A 14,395-nucleotide genomic window follows, 5' to 3' on the forward strand; every position below is an offset into this window, starting at 1 on the left:
ACCCCTCAGGAGATTCCTCATGCAGGCCCAGCCTGGACTTTCCCGCCGTACGCTACTGGCCGCGCTGGCGGCGGCACCCCTGTCCGCGACCCTCCTGTCGGCCTGCGGCGGCGAAGAACCGGCCGCCGCCGGGCAGCCGCTGCGCATCGGCTACCAGCGCTTCGGCGGGCTCAGTTTGGTCAAGGCGCGCAACGCCGCCGATCCCAAGGCCACCTGGTCGCTGTTCGAGAGCGGCCCCGCGCTCACCGAGGGCCTCAAGGGCAAGGCGATCGACATCGGACAGACCGGCGAGGCGCCGCCGATCTTCGCCGCCGCCGGGAAGATCGACTTCAAGATCATCGGCACCTCCGCGCCGGTGCCCAAAGGCGAGGCCGTGCTCGTCAAGCAGGCCAAGGGGTTCAAGTCCTTCGCCGACCTCAAGGGCAAGAAGGTGGCGCTGAACAAGGGCTCCAACGTCAACTGGCTGCTGGTGAAGCTCCTGGAGAAGCACAACCTCAAGATCACTGATATCGACGTGAAGTACCTCAAGCCCGCCGAGGCGCGCCCTGCCTTCGACGGCGACCAGGTCGACGCCTGGATCATCTGGGATCCCTACTTCGCCCTGGCCGAGCAGCCGGGCGTGGTCGTGCTGGAGGACGCCACCGGCCTGGCCAGCAACCGCGAATACCTGCTCGTCGACCCGACCGCGCTGGAACAGAAGACCGACCAGCTCGGCGAGTTCCTGAAGCAGTACCGGACGGTGACCGACTGGGGCATCGCCAACCCCGCCGAGCGCGCTGCGGTGCTCGCGCCCGAGCTCAAGATCCCGCTGGACGTCACCACCCGCGCGCTCTCGCGCAGCGCCCAGCCCCTCGCCCCGATCACCTCGGAGATCGGCGACGAGTTGCAGGCCATCGCCGATGGTTTCGCCGCGCTCCAGCTGATCCCCGAGAAGATCGACATCAAGTCCCGCATCGACGGCCGCTTCAACGAGTCGCTGCGATGACAGCAGCACCGCGGACGGCGGCTCCGGCCGCCGTCCGCGCCCCCTCCGTCGACGCGGTGACCCCGGCACCGGGCAGGTCCGCCCGGCCGTGCCGCGGTCGGCGCGTGCTGCGCCTGGTCAGCCCGGTCGTGCTCCTGGCCGCCTGGGAGGCTGCCGCGCGGACCGGTCTGCTGCCGCCGGAGAAGCTGCCCGCGCCCAGCGAGGTGCTGCGCACCGGCTGGCGGCTGGCCGCCGACGGCACCCTCGTCGTGCACCTGCTCGAATCGCTGCAACGCGCGGCGATCGGCCTGGCCGTCGGCGGCGGGCTGGCACTGCTGCTGGGCGCGGTCGCGGGCCTGCTGCGCATCGGCGACGACCTGGTCGACCCGCCCGTGCAGATGGCCCGCATGCTGCCGCACCTGGGCCTGGTCCCGCTGCTGATCATCTGGGTCGGCATCGGCGAGGAGCTGAAGATCACGCTGGTCGCGCTGGGCAGCTTCTTCCCGATCTACTTCAACACCTACGCCGGTATCCGCGACATCGACGAACGGCTCGTCGAGGCGGCCCGCACCTGCGGTCTCGGCCAGCTCGCCCGGCTGTGGCACGTGGTGCTGCCCGGCGCACTGCCCTCGCTGTTCCTCGGGCTGCGGCTGGCCATCGGCGCGGCCTGGCTCAGCCTCGTCGTCGGCGAGCAGGTCAACGCCCAGACCGGCATCGGCTTCCTGATGATGGAGGCACGCGAGTTCGCCCAGACCGACGTGGTGCTGCTCGGGCTGCTGGTGTACGCGCTGCTGGGCCTGCTGTCGGATCTGCTGCTGCGCATCGCTGAGAGGAGGACGCTGTCGTGGCGACGCGGACTGAAGGCGACCTGAGTTCGGTGCTGACCGCCGGCGGCGTACGCCGCTCGTTCGGCGCGGCCGTCGTGCTCGACGGCGTCGACCTGACCATCGCGCCCGGAGAGGTGGTCGCGCTGCTCGGCGGCAGCGGCTCAGGCAAGAGCACACTCCTGCGCATCCTCGCCGGGCTCGACCCGGACGCCGCCGGAACCGTGCACCGGCCGCCCCACCAGGCCGTGGTGTTCCAGGAGCACCGGCTGCTGCCGTGGAAGCGCGTCATCGACAACGTCGCGCTCGGGCTGACCGGACCGGACGTACGCGCACGGGCGCGGGCGGCGCTGGCAGAGGTCGGCCTGCCGGATCGCGACTCAGCGTGGCCCGCGGAGCTGTCCGGCGGGCAGGCGCAGCGGGTCGCGGTCGCCCGTGCGCTGGTACGCGAGCCGGAACTGCTGCTGCTCGACGAGCCGTTCGGGGCGCTGGACGCGCTGACCCGGCTGCGGATGCAGCAGTTGTTCATCCGGTTGCGCGCACAACACGGCTTCGCGGCGCTGCTGGTCACGCACGACGTGGACGAGGCGCTACTGCTTGCCGACCGCACCCTGGTCCTGGAGGGCGGCCGACTCGTCGAGGACGCCCCCGTGCCGCTGACACATCCACGTACACCGGACGACCCTGGCTTCGGCGCGCTGCGGCGGCGCCTGCTGGACAGGCTGGGCGTGGCGGCGTGAACCATTCGTCCCCGGTGGCAATGAGCAGGGTGCCACCCGGCGCACGGAGCCGAGGCGGCCCGGATCGCACCCGCGCACCTCTCGGGAAACGCATCCGCCTTACAAGCGGAGGGTCGCAGGTTTGAACCCTGCCACGCCCACAGTCCAGGTGCAGGCATTTCGCCTGCCCCTGCTGTGTTTCATGGGATCTTCGGACCGGGCGGTCTTTCACCGCCGTTGTCCGCTGCGAACCATAGTTTGCCGACGCTTATCGCACGGATATCGCACGCAAGATCGGCCCCTAGCCTGGGTGCGTCTGGTCGGCCGCCCAGTATCCGGCGTACAGGCCAACTCGTCCGTCGTCCTCATGGTCACGCCGTCGGCGTGCCCTCTGGGCTGCTGTTCCGCTTCGCGTTGTCAGCCGATGCCGGTCGTTGTCGGTCGCCGTTTGACGGCCTGGAGACGGCCTGGAGCCATGCTCCACGGCCTGGAGACGGCCTGAAGTCGACCATCAACCTACCGACAACGAGAAATGACCAGAAAGCAAGCCGACCCCGTGACCCTGAACCTACGGATTACCGGCGGCAAGGTCAGTAGGGTCCAGTGACGAGGTCCGCAGCCCTGACGACGGTCGTGCACCGCCGGGTGCGGGCAACGGCGTTGCTGTACGTCGCTGCCGTACCGGGAGGTCCAGGTTGAAGCGCCGTGCTTGAAGTGCAGTCAAGCCTTGGAAGCTTACGGTCCCGGCCCGGCTCGAACGGGCAGCCTCCCTCTCCAACAGCGGACGCGCCCTTACCGGGTAGGCGCGCCTAGGGCGGGTCGCTGGAACTGTAGATCGGACGAGGCAGAGGGGCAACGGAGATCGGCCGAAGAGTGGTTCTCGCTACTCGAAGGAACGGTGCCGGGCTGTAAATCCGTCACGAAAGCTACAGAGGTTCGAATCCTCTACCCGCCACCAGCAGCAAGAACGCGGCTCTGACCGACAAGAACGGTCGGGGCCGCGTTTCGCCTTGAGTCCGACTGTGTCCAGCTGAGGCCAGCCGTATACGGCCGTCCTGGGGAACATGCGGGGAACGCGTGAACGGCGGTGTCACCATGGCTGCTCCATGATCACGCTAGCGATCTCGATGAGTGAAGCGGTGGCCGCGCTTCTCGGGCGAAACAGGCGACGTACCTGCTGGGCCGCATCAGCAGGAGCGTCGGCCAGGATTGGCAGAAGTAGCAGGAAGCGTTCGACTGGTTCGATGACACCAGGCTCACTTGGGATGTTTGTTGCGAACTCAAGTAGCTCGTCCCATTCGAGCACCCGGGCTGGCCAGTCGCCCTCGATGGCGGCAAGCTGCGCTATCGCACCACCGGCGTGTGTTGGCGCTCGAAGTCGATACCGGCATCGTCTTCAAAGTTGCGGTAGATGATCACTAGCTTGTTTCCGTCGTCCGTTGGAACCCTGAAGACCGGCCACTGTTCGGGGGCGTTCAGCTGCTCCGCCAGTACGTCCATGTCGCCGCCGTCGACATCGAGTCGGGACATGAGGTTGGACATGTCGTGTGCCCAGTGCAGGTACAGCGGCCAAAATGCTGGATTCTGCAACAGCGCCTCGGCGTTGATCACCGGATAGTCGGCGCGGGTCGGGAACTCCATGACTGGAGATTGCCATTTACAAGGCGTTTCGCCTAGCTCCCCGTCTGCCGTCGGCCCGCACCCCGTGGTCATGATCTCCGGCCGTGGTCAAGACGGAGCTCCCCACCGTAAGAGTCTCAATGTCATGTCAAGACGCTGAGTTGGTTCGGCTCGATGCTCGTGGCCATGCGACGTTCGGGTGGGATGGTTCAGCGGTGGCGCCGCAGTCGGGTTGATCAGACTGTTGGTGCCATCGCTCGTAGGCGGCGTAGATGCGTCGTAGACCATCGCGTTCTTGGCGCAACTCGAGGAACTCGTCCAGAAGGTCGAACAGCGTTTCGACGGCGCGAGTGTCGAGGGCAGGCTCCATCTGGTGAAAGTTCTTCGGGCCGGCTGGCTCGGTCAGGTGGGCGACGAGGGACCACCAGACGTGGTTGTCGCCGGAACCGACCTGGGTGACGAGCCATTCGCGGAATCCGGTGAGCAGGCTTGCATTCGCCTCGTCGCACCCGGTCACGAACGCGACGACACTCGCGAAGTCCGGTCGTATGAGCCACATACCGGGCCGCTTGCGGACTTCGGCGATCAGGTTCCGGTGGTTCTCGACTCCGATTCTCACCTCGTGATTGTGCCCGCGGTGGTGTGGTCGTGGCGGCCGCTGGCTGTGCTCTCCTCGGCTGGGCAGGCTTCAGCCCGTCCCGAGGTTCTCGGTCGGGTCAAGGCTCGCCGAAGGCGACCGCGTAGCGGCTTGGCCTTGACCCGACCGGGGTTCTCGGGTCGCCCTTGTGGTGCGCAGTCGAGGAGAGCCCGCGCGTGCTCTCTGAGGAGGGTCGGGGTGCGGGGCGGAGCCCCCGCGGTGTTGGGCTCAGCCGCTCTGGGCTGCTGCTGGCGGGTGGGGTTGGTAGGTCCGGTTGTCGCGCAGCAGCGCCCACAGCACGTTGACGCGTCGGCGGGCCAGGGCGATCAGCGCCTGTTGGTGCTTGCGGCCCTCGGCGCGTTTGCGCTGGTAGTAGGTCCGGCTGGGGCCGTCGGGCTTGATGCTGGTGAGCGCTGCCATGTAGAACACGTGCCGCAGTCGGCGGTTGTAGCGCTGCGGCCGGCGGTGGTTGCCGGTGCGCTTGCCGGAGTCGTGTGGGACCGGGGCGAGTCCCGCGTAGGCGGCGAGGTGGTCGGGGCTGGCGAAGGCCGACAGGTCACCGACCGCGACAGCGAACTCCGCGCCGACGTGGGTGCCGATGCCGGGCAGGCTGCGGATGATCTCAGCCTGCGGGTGGGTGTCGAACGCGGCGGCTATGGCCTTGTCGGTGTTCCTCATTCTGATGCGCAACTGGAGCAGGTGAGCGGCCAGCAGCCCGGCCAGCGTGGCGGCGGTGTCTTGCGCGGGTAGGGCGATGTGCTGCTGGTCGGCGGCTGCCAGGGCGGCATCGGCGACCTTGTCCGTCTTGTATGCCAGTGCGTTCCTCCCAGCTCGCCGTCGGCAAGCGGCTGGTCAAGGTGGAGCGCCGTACTGCGCCGGACGACCGCTTTCGGCGCGCTGAGGTCGGGCGTCGCGGCATGAACTGTCCGCCGCCGATCGATCATGGTCGGCCCCCTGCCTGTCGTCCCGGTCGGTGGGGCCTACGCTGGCGCGATGCCTCATGTGTCTGATGGCCGTCTCGGCTCGACCCGAGCGGTCTATCCCGGGACCTTCGATCCCTTCACACCGGGTCACTTCGACATCGTCGACCGGGCACGCCACATGTTCGATCACGTCACGGTCGTGGTCGCCGTCAACAACGACAAACGACCGTCCCAGACGACTGCGGCGCGGGCGGCTGAGATCGAGCGCCTGAGTCCGGCAGGCTGGCAGAACGTCTCGGTGGCCACCTGGCATGGGTTGACCGTGGAGTACTGCCGACACCATGGATCCAGTGTGATCGTCCGTGACGTCAGAAACGCCACCGATTGCCAGCACGAGTGCGACCTCGCAGCGACGAACGACGCGCTGGGGGTGACGACGATGCTCGTGCCCACCCGGCCGGAGCTGGCAACGGTGTCGTCCACCGCGGTACGGGCTCTGCGAACCTGAGCACTCACCTCGCCCTGTGCCCGGGCCTCTCAGGTCTTCCGCGGATCGTTTCGAGGGTCGACGTACTCCAAGGAGATCGGACCGATCGCGGTCACCTGCGTCACGTACTGGCCGGATTTCGCCCAGTGGAAGTGGGAGGTTCCGCCGGGCAGCACGATGACGGCCCCGGGCGGGTACGCCTCCAGCTTGCTCTCGTCGAACTCGTCGCCGCGGCCGATGTAGAAGACACCGGAGATGACCGTGTAGACGCGGTCCTCGTGGTGTCGGTGCGGCATCAGCCTCTCGCCGGCGGGCAGGTTGACCCGTACCACATAGGGCTCGGGCTCCGACGGGTCGCCCACCATGACGGCGAGGCGGGCCGCAGGCGGGAACCCGGGAAACGGCCGCCAGTCGATGTCCTCCTGCAGAACCGACTTGAAGACTTCCTGGTCAACGTGGTGGGTGCTCATCCCTGCTGACCCCCTGTCGGTGGCGGAACCTATACAAACCGTTTCAAATGCGAATCCTACCGCTGGGCCGACGCCGGTGACCCGCTCCTGCCGGTGGTCGTCCCGGTGAGGTACCCGCAACGACGTACGCAACAGCGCATGGGCACGTTCGCACTACCTTGACCCGTATGGAAGCAGACGGTCCACCCGGTCCGGCGGACGTCGTCGTCACGATCGGCCATCCGTTCGGTGACCTCGACGTGCCGCTGCTGGAGTGGATCAGCCGTGGGCCTGGTCCGCGGCCGCTGGTGAGGCCGATCAGGGCGAGGCGGGCCGACACCGGCAAGCCGCTCCCGCTGACGGTCGTCCCACTGCGATACCGCAACGACGCCGAGTCGCGCGCGCTGATCGCCGCCGGGTTGCTCGAGCCGCCGCCGTGGCACGCATAGGCCTCGGCGCACGCGTGCCGGCTGCCGGTGTTCCACTGCGGCGTGTCCGCGCGCCGGAGGTGTGGGGCCGGCCGGATTTGCACCGGCGTCCTCCCGCTGTGCAGGCGGGCGCGACGACTTCTGCGCTACGGCCCCGTTCTCGGGCGAGCTTAGGCCCCTGCCGCGTCCACCCGCGACAGGGGCCGGTCGTGCCGGTCAGCGGGCCAGGCCGGCGTAGCCGCCCATGTGGTAGAGCAGCGGCTCGCCGTCGCGGTGCTCGGCGCTGACCGGGCGGCCGAGCACGATCGCGTGGTCACCGGCCGGGATGCGCTGCACGACCTCGCAGGTCAGCACGGCGAGCGCCCCGTGCAGCAGCGGCAGCCCGTATGGCCCCTGCCGCCACAGGCTCGTGTCGGCGAAGCGGTCGACGCCGCGGGTGGCGAAGATCCGGGCCACCTCCTGCTGCTCCTCGGCCAGCAGGTGGATGGCGACGTGCCGGGCCCGCGCGACGGCCGGCCAGCTCGTCGAGTCGCGGTCGAGGCAGAACGAGACGAGTTGCGGCCGCAGCGACACCGAGGTGAACGAGGTCGCGGTGAACCCGACGGGCGGGCCGCCGGCCTGACCCGGCGCGGTCACCACAGTGACCGTGGTGGCGTGCCGGCGCAGCAGGCCGAGATGGCGGTGCAGTTCGATGCCGGTGACAGCGTGGCCGGGCAGGTCGTCGGCGGAGGCGGTGGGCGGCAGGGCGGTGAGCGTCATGGGGGTGCCTCTCGGGGCGCAGGTGACGGTGACGGGGGGCGTCACCGTCGACATCGCATTGCGCTCATGCCCCGACGCTAGCAGCGCGAAGCCGTAAAGTCACTATCTCCTATGGGAATTATAGACTTTATCTCAGTGATGCCGTGACCAGGTCGCGAACATGTCCGCGTAACGGCCCTCGGCGGCCAGCAGCTCGGCGTGCGATCCGATCTCGACGACGCCCGACTCGTCCAGCACCACGATCCGGTCGGCCCGCATCGCCGTGGACAGCCGGTGCGCGATGAGCAGCGCGGTGCGCCCCTCCAGCAGCCGGTCCAGGGCCTGCTCCACGCGCAGTTCCGAGCGCAGGTCCAGGTTCGAGGTCGCCTCGTCGAGCACCACCACCCGCGGCTGGGCCAGGAACGCCCGGGCCAACGCCAGCAGCTGCCGCTGCCCCGACGACACCGACTGCCCGCGCTCGTGCAGCATCGCGTCCAGCCCGGCGTCGGTGCGCTCGACCAGGTCACGCAGCCCGACCGCGTCGATCGCCGCCCAGATCTCGGCCTCGCTCGCCGCCGGCCGCGCGAACGCGACGTTGTCGCGGATCGAACCGGCGAACATGAACGGCTCCTGCGGCACCACCCCGATCTGGCGGCGCAGCGATACCAGGCTGACCTCGCGCAGGTCGTGGCCGTCGATCAGGACCCGGCCCGCGTCCGGGTCGTGCAGCCGCGTCACCAGCTTGGCCAGTGTCGACTTGCCCGCCCCGGTCGGCCCGACGCAGGCGATCGTCTCCCCCGGCTCGATGCGCAGGTCCACCCCGCGCAGCACCGGCCGCGCCGGGTCGTAGCCGAACACCACCCGCTCGAACACGATCCCGCCCGCCACCGGCGGCAGCTCGACGGGGTCGGCGCGTTCGGGCACCGTGGGGGCCTGCGCGAGCAGCGTACGCAGCTTGGCCACCGCGGCCCGGCTCTGCTGGTAGTTCGTGTACAGCTGCACCAGCTGCTGCATCGGGGCGAAGAACGCGTTGAGGTAGAGCACGAACGCGGTCAGCTCGCCGATGCTCAGCTCGCCGCGCAGCACCATGCGCCCGCCGATCAACAGCAGCACGGCCATGCCCACCAGGCCGATGACCGAGGTGCCGGGGCCGTAGATCGCGCTGATGTGGCCGGTGAAGTCGTTCGCGTCGCGGTAGCGGCCGACGACCGTGCGGTGCTGGGCGATGTTGCGGTCCGCGCGGTGGTACGCGGTGACCACGCGCACGCCGTGCAGGCTCTCCGCCAGGTCGGTGAACATCGCCGCGATGGCGTCGCGCTGGCGGGCGTACCCGACGTCGGAGGCCCGCCGGAACCATACCGACGCCGCGAACAGCAGCGGGACCACCAGCAGCAGCGTTATCGCGGCGAGCCCGGCGTCGTAGTGGAACAGCACCGCGGTCACCACGACCATGGTCAGCCCCTGCACCGCGAACTGGGCCAGGCCCTCCTGCAGTAGCTGCTGCAGCGACTCGATGTCCGACGACATCCGGGTCATGATGACCCCGGCCTTCTCCTCGGTGTAGTAGTCCATGGACAGCCGCTGCAGGTGCGCGAAGACGCGTACCCGCAGGTCGCGCATGGCGTCGGCGGCGAGCGAGCCGGTCTGGCGCATACGCGCGGTCGTGGTGGCCCAGCCGGCCAGCACCGCGGCGGTGAACGCACCCGCCGACCACAGCAGCACGGGCAGGTCGCGCGCGACGATGCCGTGGTCGATGCCGACCTGCACCAGGAACGGGCCCGCCTGCAGCAGCAGCGTCTCGACCAGGATCGTCACGCACGCCGCCAGGAAGACCCCGCGGCGACGGGTCAGCAGCGACAGCAGGCTCAACTCGGCTCCACCCGCGCGGCGGTGGGTGAACCGGTCCGCGGGGACTCCGTGGTCCGGCTCGGCTTCCTCCAGCCGGCGCACCCCCGCGGCCAGCTCGTCCGGCACCCCGGCGAACGGCAGCGTGTCACCGGTGCGCCGGGCGCCGCGGCCCGCGCCGACGGCGCTGAGCCCGCCCATCGGGCCGCTGCCCGGCCCCCCGCCCGGCCCGCCGAACCCGCCCCCGAACATGCTCATGCCGGCTCCTGCCCTCGTTCGTCGACCGCACCGCTGCCGACGGCCACCTCACGGCACCGGTCAGCCCGCAGCATCGCTTCGGCTCGTCGTGTCCGCCAGGTCATGCGGCCACCTGCTCGTCCACGTCCGACCCGGCCGTCAAGGCGGCCAGCACGTCTCGGTAGCGCGGCTCCCCGGCCAGCAGTTCCTCATGCGTGCCCTGGGCGGCCACGCGCCCGTCGTCGACCAGCACGACCGTGTCGGCCAGCGCGATGGTGGAGAGCCGGTGCGCGACGATGATCGTGGTGCGGTTCTGGAGCAGGTCGCGCAGCGCGGCGTGGATACGCTGCTCCACATGCACGTCGACGGCGCTGGTCGCGTCGTCCAGCACCAGCACCGGCGGATTGACCAGCAGCGCGCGGGCGATGGCGACGCGCTGGCGCTGCCCGCCCGACAGCGTGTACCCGCGCTCGCCGATCACCGTGTCGTAACCCTCGGGCAGCGCCCGGACGAAGCCGTCGGCCCCGGCCGCCTGCGCCGCGGCGACGACGTCGGCAAGGTCGGCGTCCGGCCGGCCGAAGGCGATGTTGTCGCGGATGGACACCGAGAACAGGAACGGCTCGTCCGGCACGATGCCGATCTGGTCCCGCAGGCTGTCCAGGGCGTACTCGCGCACGTCGCGGCCGTCGACGCGGACGCTGCCCGCCGTGGTGTCGTAGTAGCGGGCCAGCAGCCGTCCCATCGTGGACTTGCCCGAGCCGGTCCGGCCGACCACGGCGACCGTGGTCCCGGCGGGGACACGCAGGTCCAGACTGCGCAGCGCGACCGTGCCGTCGGGGTATGCGAACTCGACTGCCACGAACTCGACCTCGCCGCGGATTCGCGCGCGCACCGGGTCGGCCCGCTCGGTGATCTCGCTGCGAGTGTCGAGCACCTCGTAGATGCGCTGCGCCGAGGCGGCGGCCCGCTGGCCCATCATGATCATCATGCCGAGCATGCGGAACGGCGGCTGGAGCATCAGCACGTACGAGTTGAACGCGACGATCGCGCCGACCGTGGCCCGGCCCTCGATCACCATCCAGCCGCCGCACAGCAGCACCAGCGCCAGACCCAGCCGCGGCAGATTCTCCAGCGTCGGCGACCAGCGGCTGCGGATGTACGCGTCGCGCCGGTACGCCCAGCGCACCCGGTCGGCGGCCGACGCCAGCAGGGTCACCTGGCGCTGCTCGCCCGCGAACGCCTTGACGATGCGCACGCCGTTGATGTTCTCGTCCACGACCGTGGCCACCTGCGCCAGCCGGGACTGGATCAGCCAGGACACCGGGAAGATCGCCTTGCGCATCCACACGCCCAGCAGCGCGATCACCGGCATGGTGGCCATCGCGACCACCGCCAGCAGCGGGTCGATCGACACCATCAGCGCGAACGCGAACACCGCGATCAGGCACTGCACCAGGATCGACGGCCCGAACGCCAGATACATCTGCACCGCGCGGATGTCCGAACTGGACCGCGACATCAGCTCGCCGGTCTGCACCCGGTCGTAGAAACCGTACGGCATGCGGATCAGGTGCGCATACATGATGTTGCGCAGGTCGTACTCGATCTCGTACGCGGTCCGCAGCAGGTAGCGCCGGGCCAGATAGTTGACCAGACCTGACACCACGGCGAGCCCGGCCAGCCACCATACGTAGCCGGTGAGGCTGTCGGTGCGCGCGACCAGGGCGTGGTCGATGCCCAGCCGCATCACGTTGGGGATCTGCACCTGCACCAGCAGGCCGACCAGGGACAGGCCCAGCGAGGTGAGCAGCAGCCCGCGGTGTGCCAGCACGATCGGCAGCGCGCGCCGCAGCCAGGACCGGCTCTGGTCGGGATCGATCGTCGACTTCGGGGCCGGATACGGCGACGGCGCTGACATCACGCTCCAGGGGGTGGTGGCGGGTGATGGTGGGGAGCGGGAGGGCCCGCTCCCCACCATGGCACGACGGTCGTCGTCGGCGCGACGGATTACCGCGCCGGGGTGACGCCCTGGCGGCGGCGCTGTGCCGGGTCGGTGATCGAGGGCGGCTGGTAGCCGGCGTCGGCCTGGTTGAGGATCGTGCCGGGCGGCACGATCTCGTCGATGCGGTCCAGCACGTCCTGCGACAGGGTCAGCTTCTCCGCGCCGAGCTGCGACTCCAGGTGCTCCAGGGTGCGCGGGCCGATGATCGCCGAGGTGACCGCCGGGTGCTCCAGCACGAACGCGAGCGCCAGGTGGATCAGCGACAACCCCGCCTCGGCGGCGAGTTCGGTCAGCTGCTCCACCGCCGCCAGCTTCACCTGGTTGGCGGGCAGTGCCGGGTCGAAGCGGCCCGGCTGGCGGGCGGCACGCAGCGAGATCGGCTCGGTCAGGTCGCGGTGGTAGCGGCCGGACAGCCAGCCGCCCGCGAGCGGGCTCCACGGGATGACCGCCAGGCCGTGCTGCTGCGCCACCGGCAGCACCTCACGCTCGATGCCGCGGTTGAGGATCGAGTACGGCGGCTGCTCGCTCACGACCCGCTCCCGCCCGCGGCGCTGCGCGATCCACTGGCCCTCCACGATCGCCGACGGCGGGAAGCACGAGGTGCCGATGTAGCGGATCTTGCCCTGCCGCACCAGGTCGGTCAGCGCGCCCAGGGTCTCGTCGAAGTCGGTGTCGGTCTCCGGCCGGTGCACCTGGTACAGGTCGATGTGGTCGGTCTGCAGGCGGCGCAGGCTGTGCTCCACCTCCCGGACGATCCAGCGCCGGGAGTTGCCGAAGTGGTTGACGTCGTCGCCCATCCGGTGGTGCACCTTGCTGGCCAGGAACACGTCGTCGCGACGGCCGCCCGCCAGCGCCTTGCCGACGACGATCTCCGACTCGCCCTGCGAGTAGGTGTCGGCGGTGTCGACGACGTTGATGCCCGCGTCCAGCGCCCGGTGGATGATCCGGATGCCGTCCTCGTGGTCGGGGTTGGCGCGCGCGCCGAAGTTCATCGCGCCCAGGGTCAGCGGGCTGACCTTCACACCGGTGCGACCGAAGGGCCGGTACTGCGTCATGTGCTGCTCTTCTCGTCAGACCGCGGCAGGCTCGGCCGCGGTGGCGTACTGGCTGGCCGGGCGGGTCAGGCCCAGGTGGTCGCGCAGGGTGGTGCCGGTGTACTCGGTCCGGAACAGGCCGCGGCGGCGCAGTTCCGGCACGACGTGGTCGACGAAGACCTCCGCGCCGGACGGGAACATGTCCGGCATGATGTTGAAGCCGTCGGCGGCGCCGCCGAGGAACCACTCCTCGAGGGTGTCGGCGATCTGCTCCGGCGATCCGGCGACCAGGCGGTGTCCGGATCGGATGCGCCCGGCCAGCTGGCGGACCGTGAGCCGCTCCCGGCGCGCCAGGTTGATCTGGGCGTCGAAGAAGCCCCGCGAGCCGTTCTCGATCCGGCCGGCGTCGCCGATGAGGTGCCACGGCAGCTCTTCGTCGAGCTTGAGGTGCTTGCGGTCCAGCTGCAGCCGCTGCGCGACCTGGCCGAGCTGCGCGTCGAGGCCCTGGATCTCGTCGAGTTCGGCCTGGCGGGCCAGCGCCTCGGCCTCGGTGCTGCCGATGACCGTCGACAGCCCTGGCATGATCTTAATCGAGTCTGGGTCGCGCCCGCTGCCCGCGGCACGGGCCTTCATCTCCGCGTAGAAGGCCTGCCCGTCTTCGAGGGTGGTCTGCGCCGTGAACACCGCGTCGGCGCGGCGGGCGGCCAGGGCCTTGCCGTGTTCGGAGGACCCGGCCTGCACGAGCACCGGGCGGCCCTGCGGCGAGCGGGGGATGTTCAGCGGTCCGCGTACCGCGAAGTGGGGGCCTTCGTGGTCGATGGTGTGCACCTTGGTCCGGTCGGCGAACACGCCGCGGGCCCGGTCCGCGATGATCGCGTCGTCCTCCCAGCTGTCCCAGAGCTTGACGGCGATGTCGACGAACTCCTCGGCGCGGCCGTAGCGGTCGTCGTGCACGGGCGCGCCGGTGAGCCCGAAGTTGCGGGCCGCGGCGTCGCCGGCGGTGGTGACGATGTTCCAGGCGGCCCGCCCGCCGGACAGGTGGTCCAGCGAGGCCAGCCGCCGGGCCAGGTTGTACGGGTCGTTGTAGCTGGTCGACGCGGTGGCGATGACTCCGATCCGCTCGGTGGCCAGCGCGATCGCGGTCAGCACGAGGGTCGGTTCCAGCCGCCCGCTCGGGCCGCCGCCGGGGTCTCCGGCCAGGGCGGGCCCGTCGGCGAGGAAGATCGCGTCGAGGGCGCCGCGTTCGGAGATCCGGGCGATGTGCTGGTAGTAGCCGATGTCGAGGTAGGACAGCGGGTCGACCTCGCCGTGACGCCAGGCCGAGCTGTGCCCGCCCAGCCCGAGGATGTTCATGCCGATGCTCATCTGCCGTGGCTTCGTGCCCATGGCGTGCTCCTTGCTGCTGAATGAGGTAGCCCTGGTGGGCACGGAATCGGACGACGCCGCGTCGGCTCCGTCGCTCGCCCGCGGACGGGCGAGGGCCTCGGT

At 70.1% G+C, this 14,395-nt stretch carries 13 protein-coding genes, 2 tRNA genes and 1 pseudogene; 6 read left to right on the top strand and 10 right to left on the bottom strand.

Features of this window, described 5'->3' with window-relative positions:
* Positions 1 to 19 precede the first annotated feature (19 nt).
* The 4 genes from F9C41_RS04215 to F9C41_RS04230 all read left to right on the top strand — a co-directional run bounded on the left by F9C41_RS04215 (position 20) and on the right by F9C41_RS04230 (position 2,668).
* A complete protein-coding gene (locus F9C41_RS04215) occupies positions 20 to 985 on the top strand; it encodes an aliphatic sulfonate ABC transporter substrate-binding protein (protein WP_155385220.1) in 966 nt (321 codons plus the stop codon).
* Positions 982 to 1,836, top strand: coding sequence for an ABC transporter permease (locus F9C41_RS04220; protein WP_155385221.1), 855 nt, complete (start codon positions 982 to 984; stop codon positions 1,834 to 1,836). The genes F9C41_RS04215 and F9C41_RS04220 overlap by 4 nt, the downstream gene beginning before the upstream one ends.
* Complete coding sequence (locus F9C41_RS04225) at positions 1,809 to 2,528, top strand: ABC transporter ATP-binding protein (RefSeq protein WP_155385222.1); 720 nt, start codon at positions 1,809 to 1,811, stop codon at positions 2,526 to 2,528. The genes F9C41_RS04220 and F9C41_RS04225 overlap by 28 nt, the downstream gene beginning before the upstream one ends.
* Before the next feature lie 71 nt (positions 2,529 to 2,599).
* Positions 2,600 to 2,668, top strand: a tRNA-Val gene (locus tag F9C41_RS04230).
* A 1,183-nt stretch (positions 2,669 to 3,851) separates the two neighbouring features.
* On the opposite strand, the gene F9C41_RS04235 is transcribed toward F9C41_RS04230, so the two are convergent.
* The 3 genes and pseudogenes from F9C41_RS04235 to F9C41_RS04245 form a co-directional block, all read right to left on the bottom strand.
* Positions 3,852 to 4,148 (bottom strand): hypothetical protein, encoded by a 297-nt coding sequence (locus F9C41_RS04235; protein ID WP_155385223.1) that lies wholly within the window; start codon positions 4,146 to 4,148, stop codon positions 3,852 to 3,854.
* Positions 4,149 to 4,275: 127 nt separating this feature from the next.
* Positions 4,276 to 4,746 (bottom strand): hypothetical protein, encoded by a 471-nt coding sequence (locus F9C41_RS04240; RefSeq protein WP_155385224.1) that lies wholly within the window; start codon positions 4,744 to 4,746, stop codon positions 4,276 to 4,278.
* A gap of 246 nt (positions 4,747 to 4,992) precedes the next feature.
* Positions 4,993 to 5,475: pseudogene (locus tag F9C41_RS04245) on the bottom strand (transposase); the annotation flags it as partial.
* Positions 5,476 to 5,757: 282 nt separating this feature from the next.
* Here F9C41_RS04245 and coaD point away from each other — a divergent pair.
* Entirely contained in the window at positions 5,758 to 6,195 is a 438-nt protein-coding gene (coaD, locus tag F9C41_RS04250) for a pantetheine-phosphate adenylyltransferase (RefSeq protein ID WP_155385226.1), read from the top strand.
* Positions 6,196 to 6,224: 29 nt separating this feature from the next.
* Here coaD and F9C41_RS04255 read toward each other — a convergent pair whose 3' ends face one another.
* Positions 6,225 to 6,644: a cupin domain-containing protein gene (locus F9C41_RS04255; RefSeq protein WP_155385227.1), complete on the bottom strand. Its 420-nt coding sequence runs from the start codon at positions 6,642 to 6,644 to the stop codon at positions 6,225 to 6,227.
* Positions 6,645 to 6,811: 167 nt separating this feature from the next.
* Between F9C41_RS04255 and F9C41_RS04260 the strand changes: the two genes are divergently transcribed.
* Positions 6,812 to 7,072, top strand: a complete 261-nt coding sequence (locus F9C41_RS04260) for a hypothetical protein (protein ID WP_155385228.1) — start codon at positions 6,812 to 6,814, stop codon at positions 7,070 to 7,072.
* 62 nt (positions 7,073 to 7,134) lie between these two features.
* On the opposite strand, the gene F9C41_RS04265 is transcribed toward F9C41_RS04260, so the two are convergent.
* From F9C41_RS04265 to F9C41_RS04290, 6 genes are all read right to left on the bottom strand, one after another.
* A tRNA-Cys gene (locus tag F9C41_RS04265) sits at positions 7,135 to 7,207 on the bottom strand.
* 60 nt (positions 7,208 to 7,267) lie between these two features.
* On the bottom strand, positions 7,268 to 7,810 hold the full coding sequence (locus F9C41_RS04270) for a flavin reductase family protein (protein WP_155385229.1): 543 nt from the start codon (positions 7,808 to 7,810) through the stop codon (positions 7,268 to 7,270).
* Between the two features lie 132 nt (positions 7,811 to 7,942).
* Positions 7,943 to 9,892, bottom strand: coding sequence for an ABC transporter ATP-binding protein (locus tag F9C41_RS04275; RefSeq protein WP_155385230.1), 1,950 nt, complete (start codon positions 9,890 to 9,892; stop codon positions 7,943 to 7,945).
* A 100-nt stretch (positions 9,893 to 9,992) separates the two neighbouring features.
* On the bottom strand, positions 9,993 to 11,789 hold the full coding sequence (locus F9C41_RS04280; RefSeq protein WP_155385231.1) for an ABC transporter ATP-binding protein: 1,797 nt from the start codon (positions 11,787 to 11,789) through the stop codon (positions 9,993 to 9,995).
* An 89-nt stretch (positions 11,790 to 11,878) separates the two neighbouring features.
* Positions 11,879 to 12,928 carry an aldo/keto reductase gene (locus tag F9C41_RS04285; protein ID WP_155385232.1) on the bottom strand — a complete coding sequence of 350 codons (1,050 nt, stop codon included), beginning with the start codon at positions 12,926 to 12,928 and terminating at the stop codon, positions 11,879 to 11,881.
* A gap of 15 nt (positions 12,929 to 12,943) precedes the next feature.
* Positions 12,944 to 14,293 (bottom strand): LLM class flavin-dependent oxidoreductase, encoded by a 1,350-nt coding sequence (locus F9C41_RS04290; protein WP_155385233.1) that lies wholly within the window; start codon positions 14,291 to 14,293, stop codon positions 12,944 to 12,946.
* Positions 14,294 to 14,395 lie beyond the last annotated feature (102 nt).

It is taken from the genome of Catellatospora paridis (genome assembly GCF_009720365.1).
In the GTDB taxonomy this organism is placed as follows: domain Bacteria; phylum Actinomycetota; class Actinomycetes; order Mycobacteriales; family Micromonosporaceae; genus Catellatospora; species Catellatospora paridis.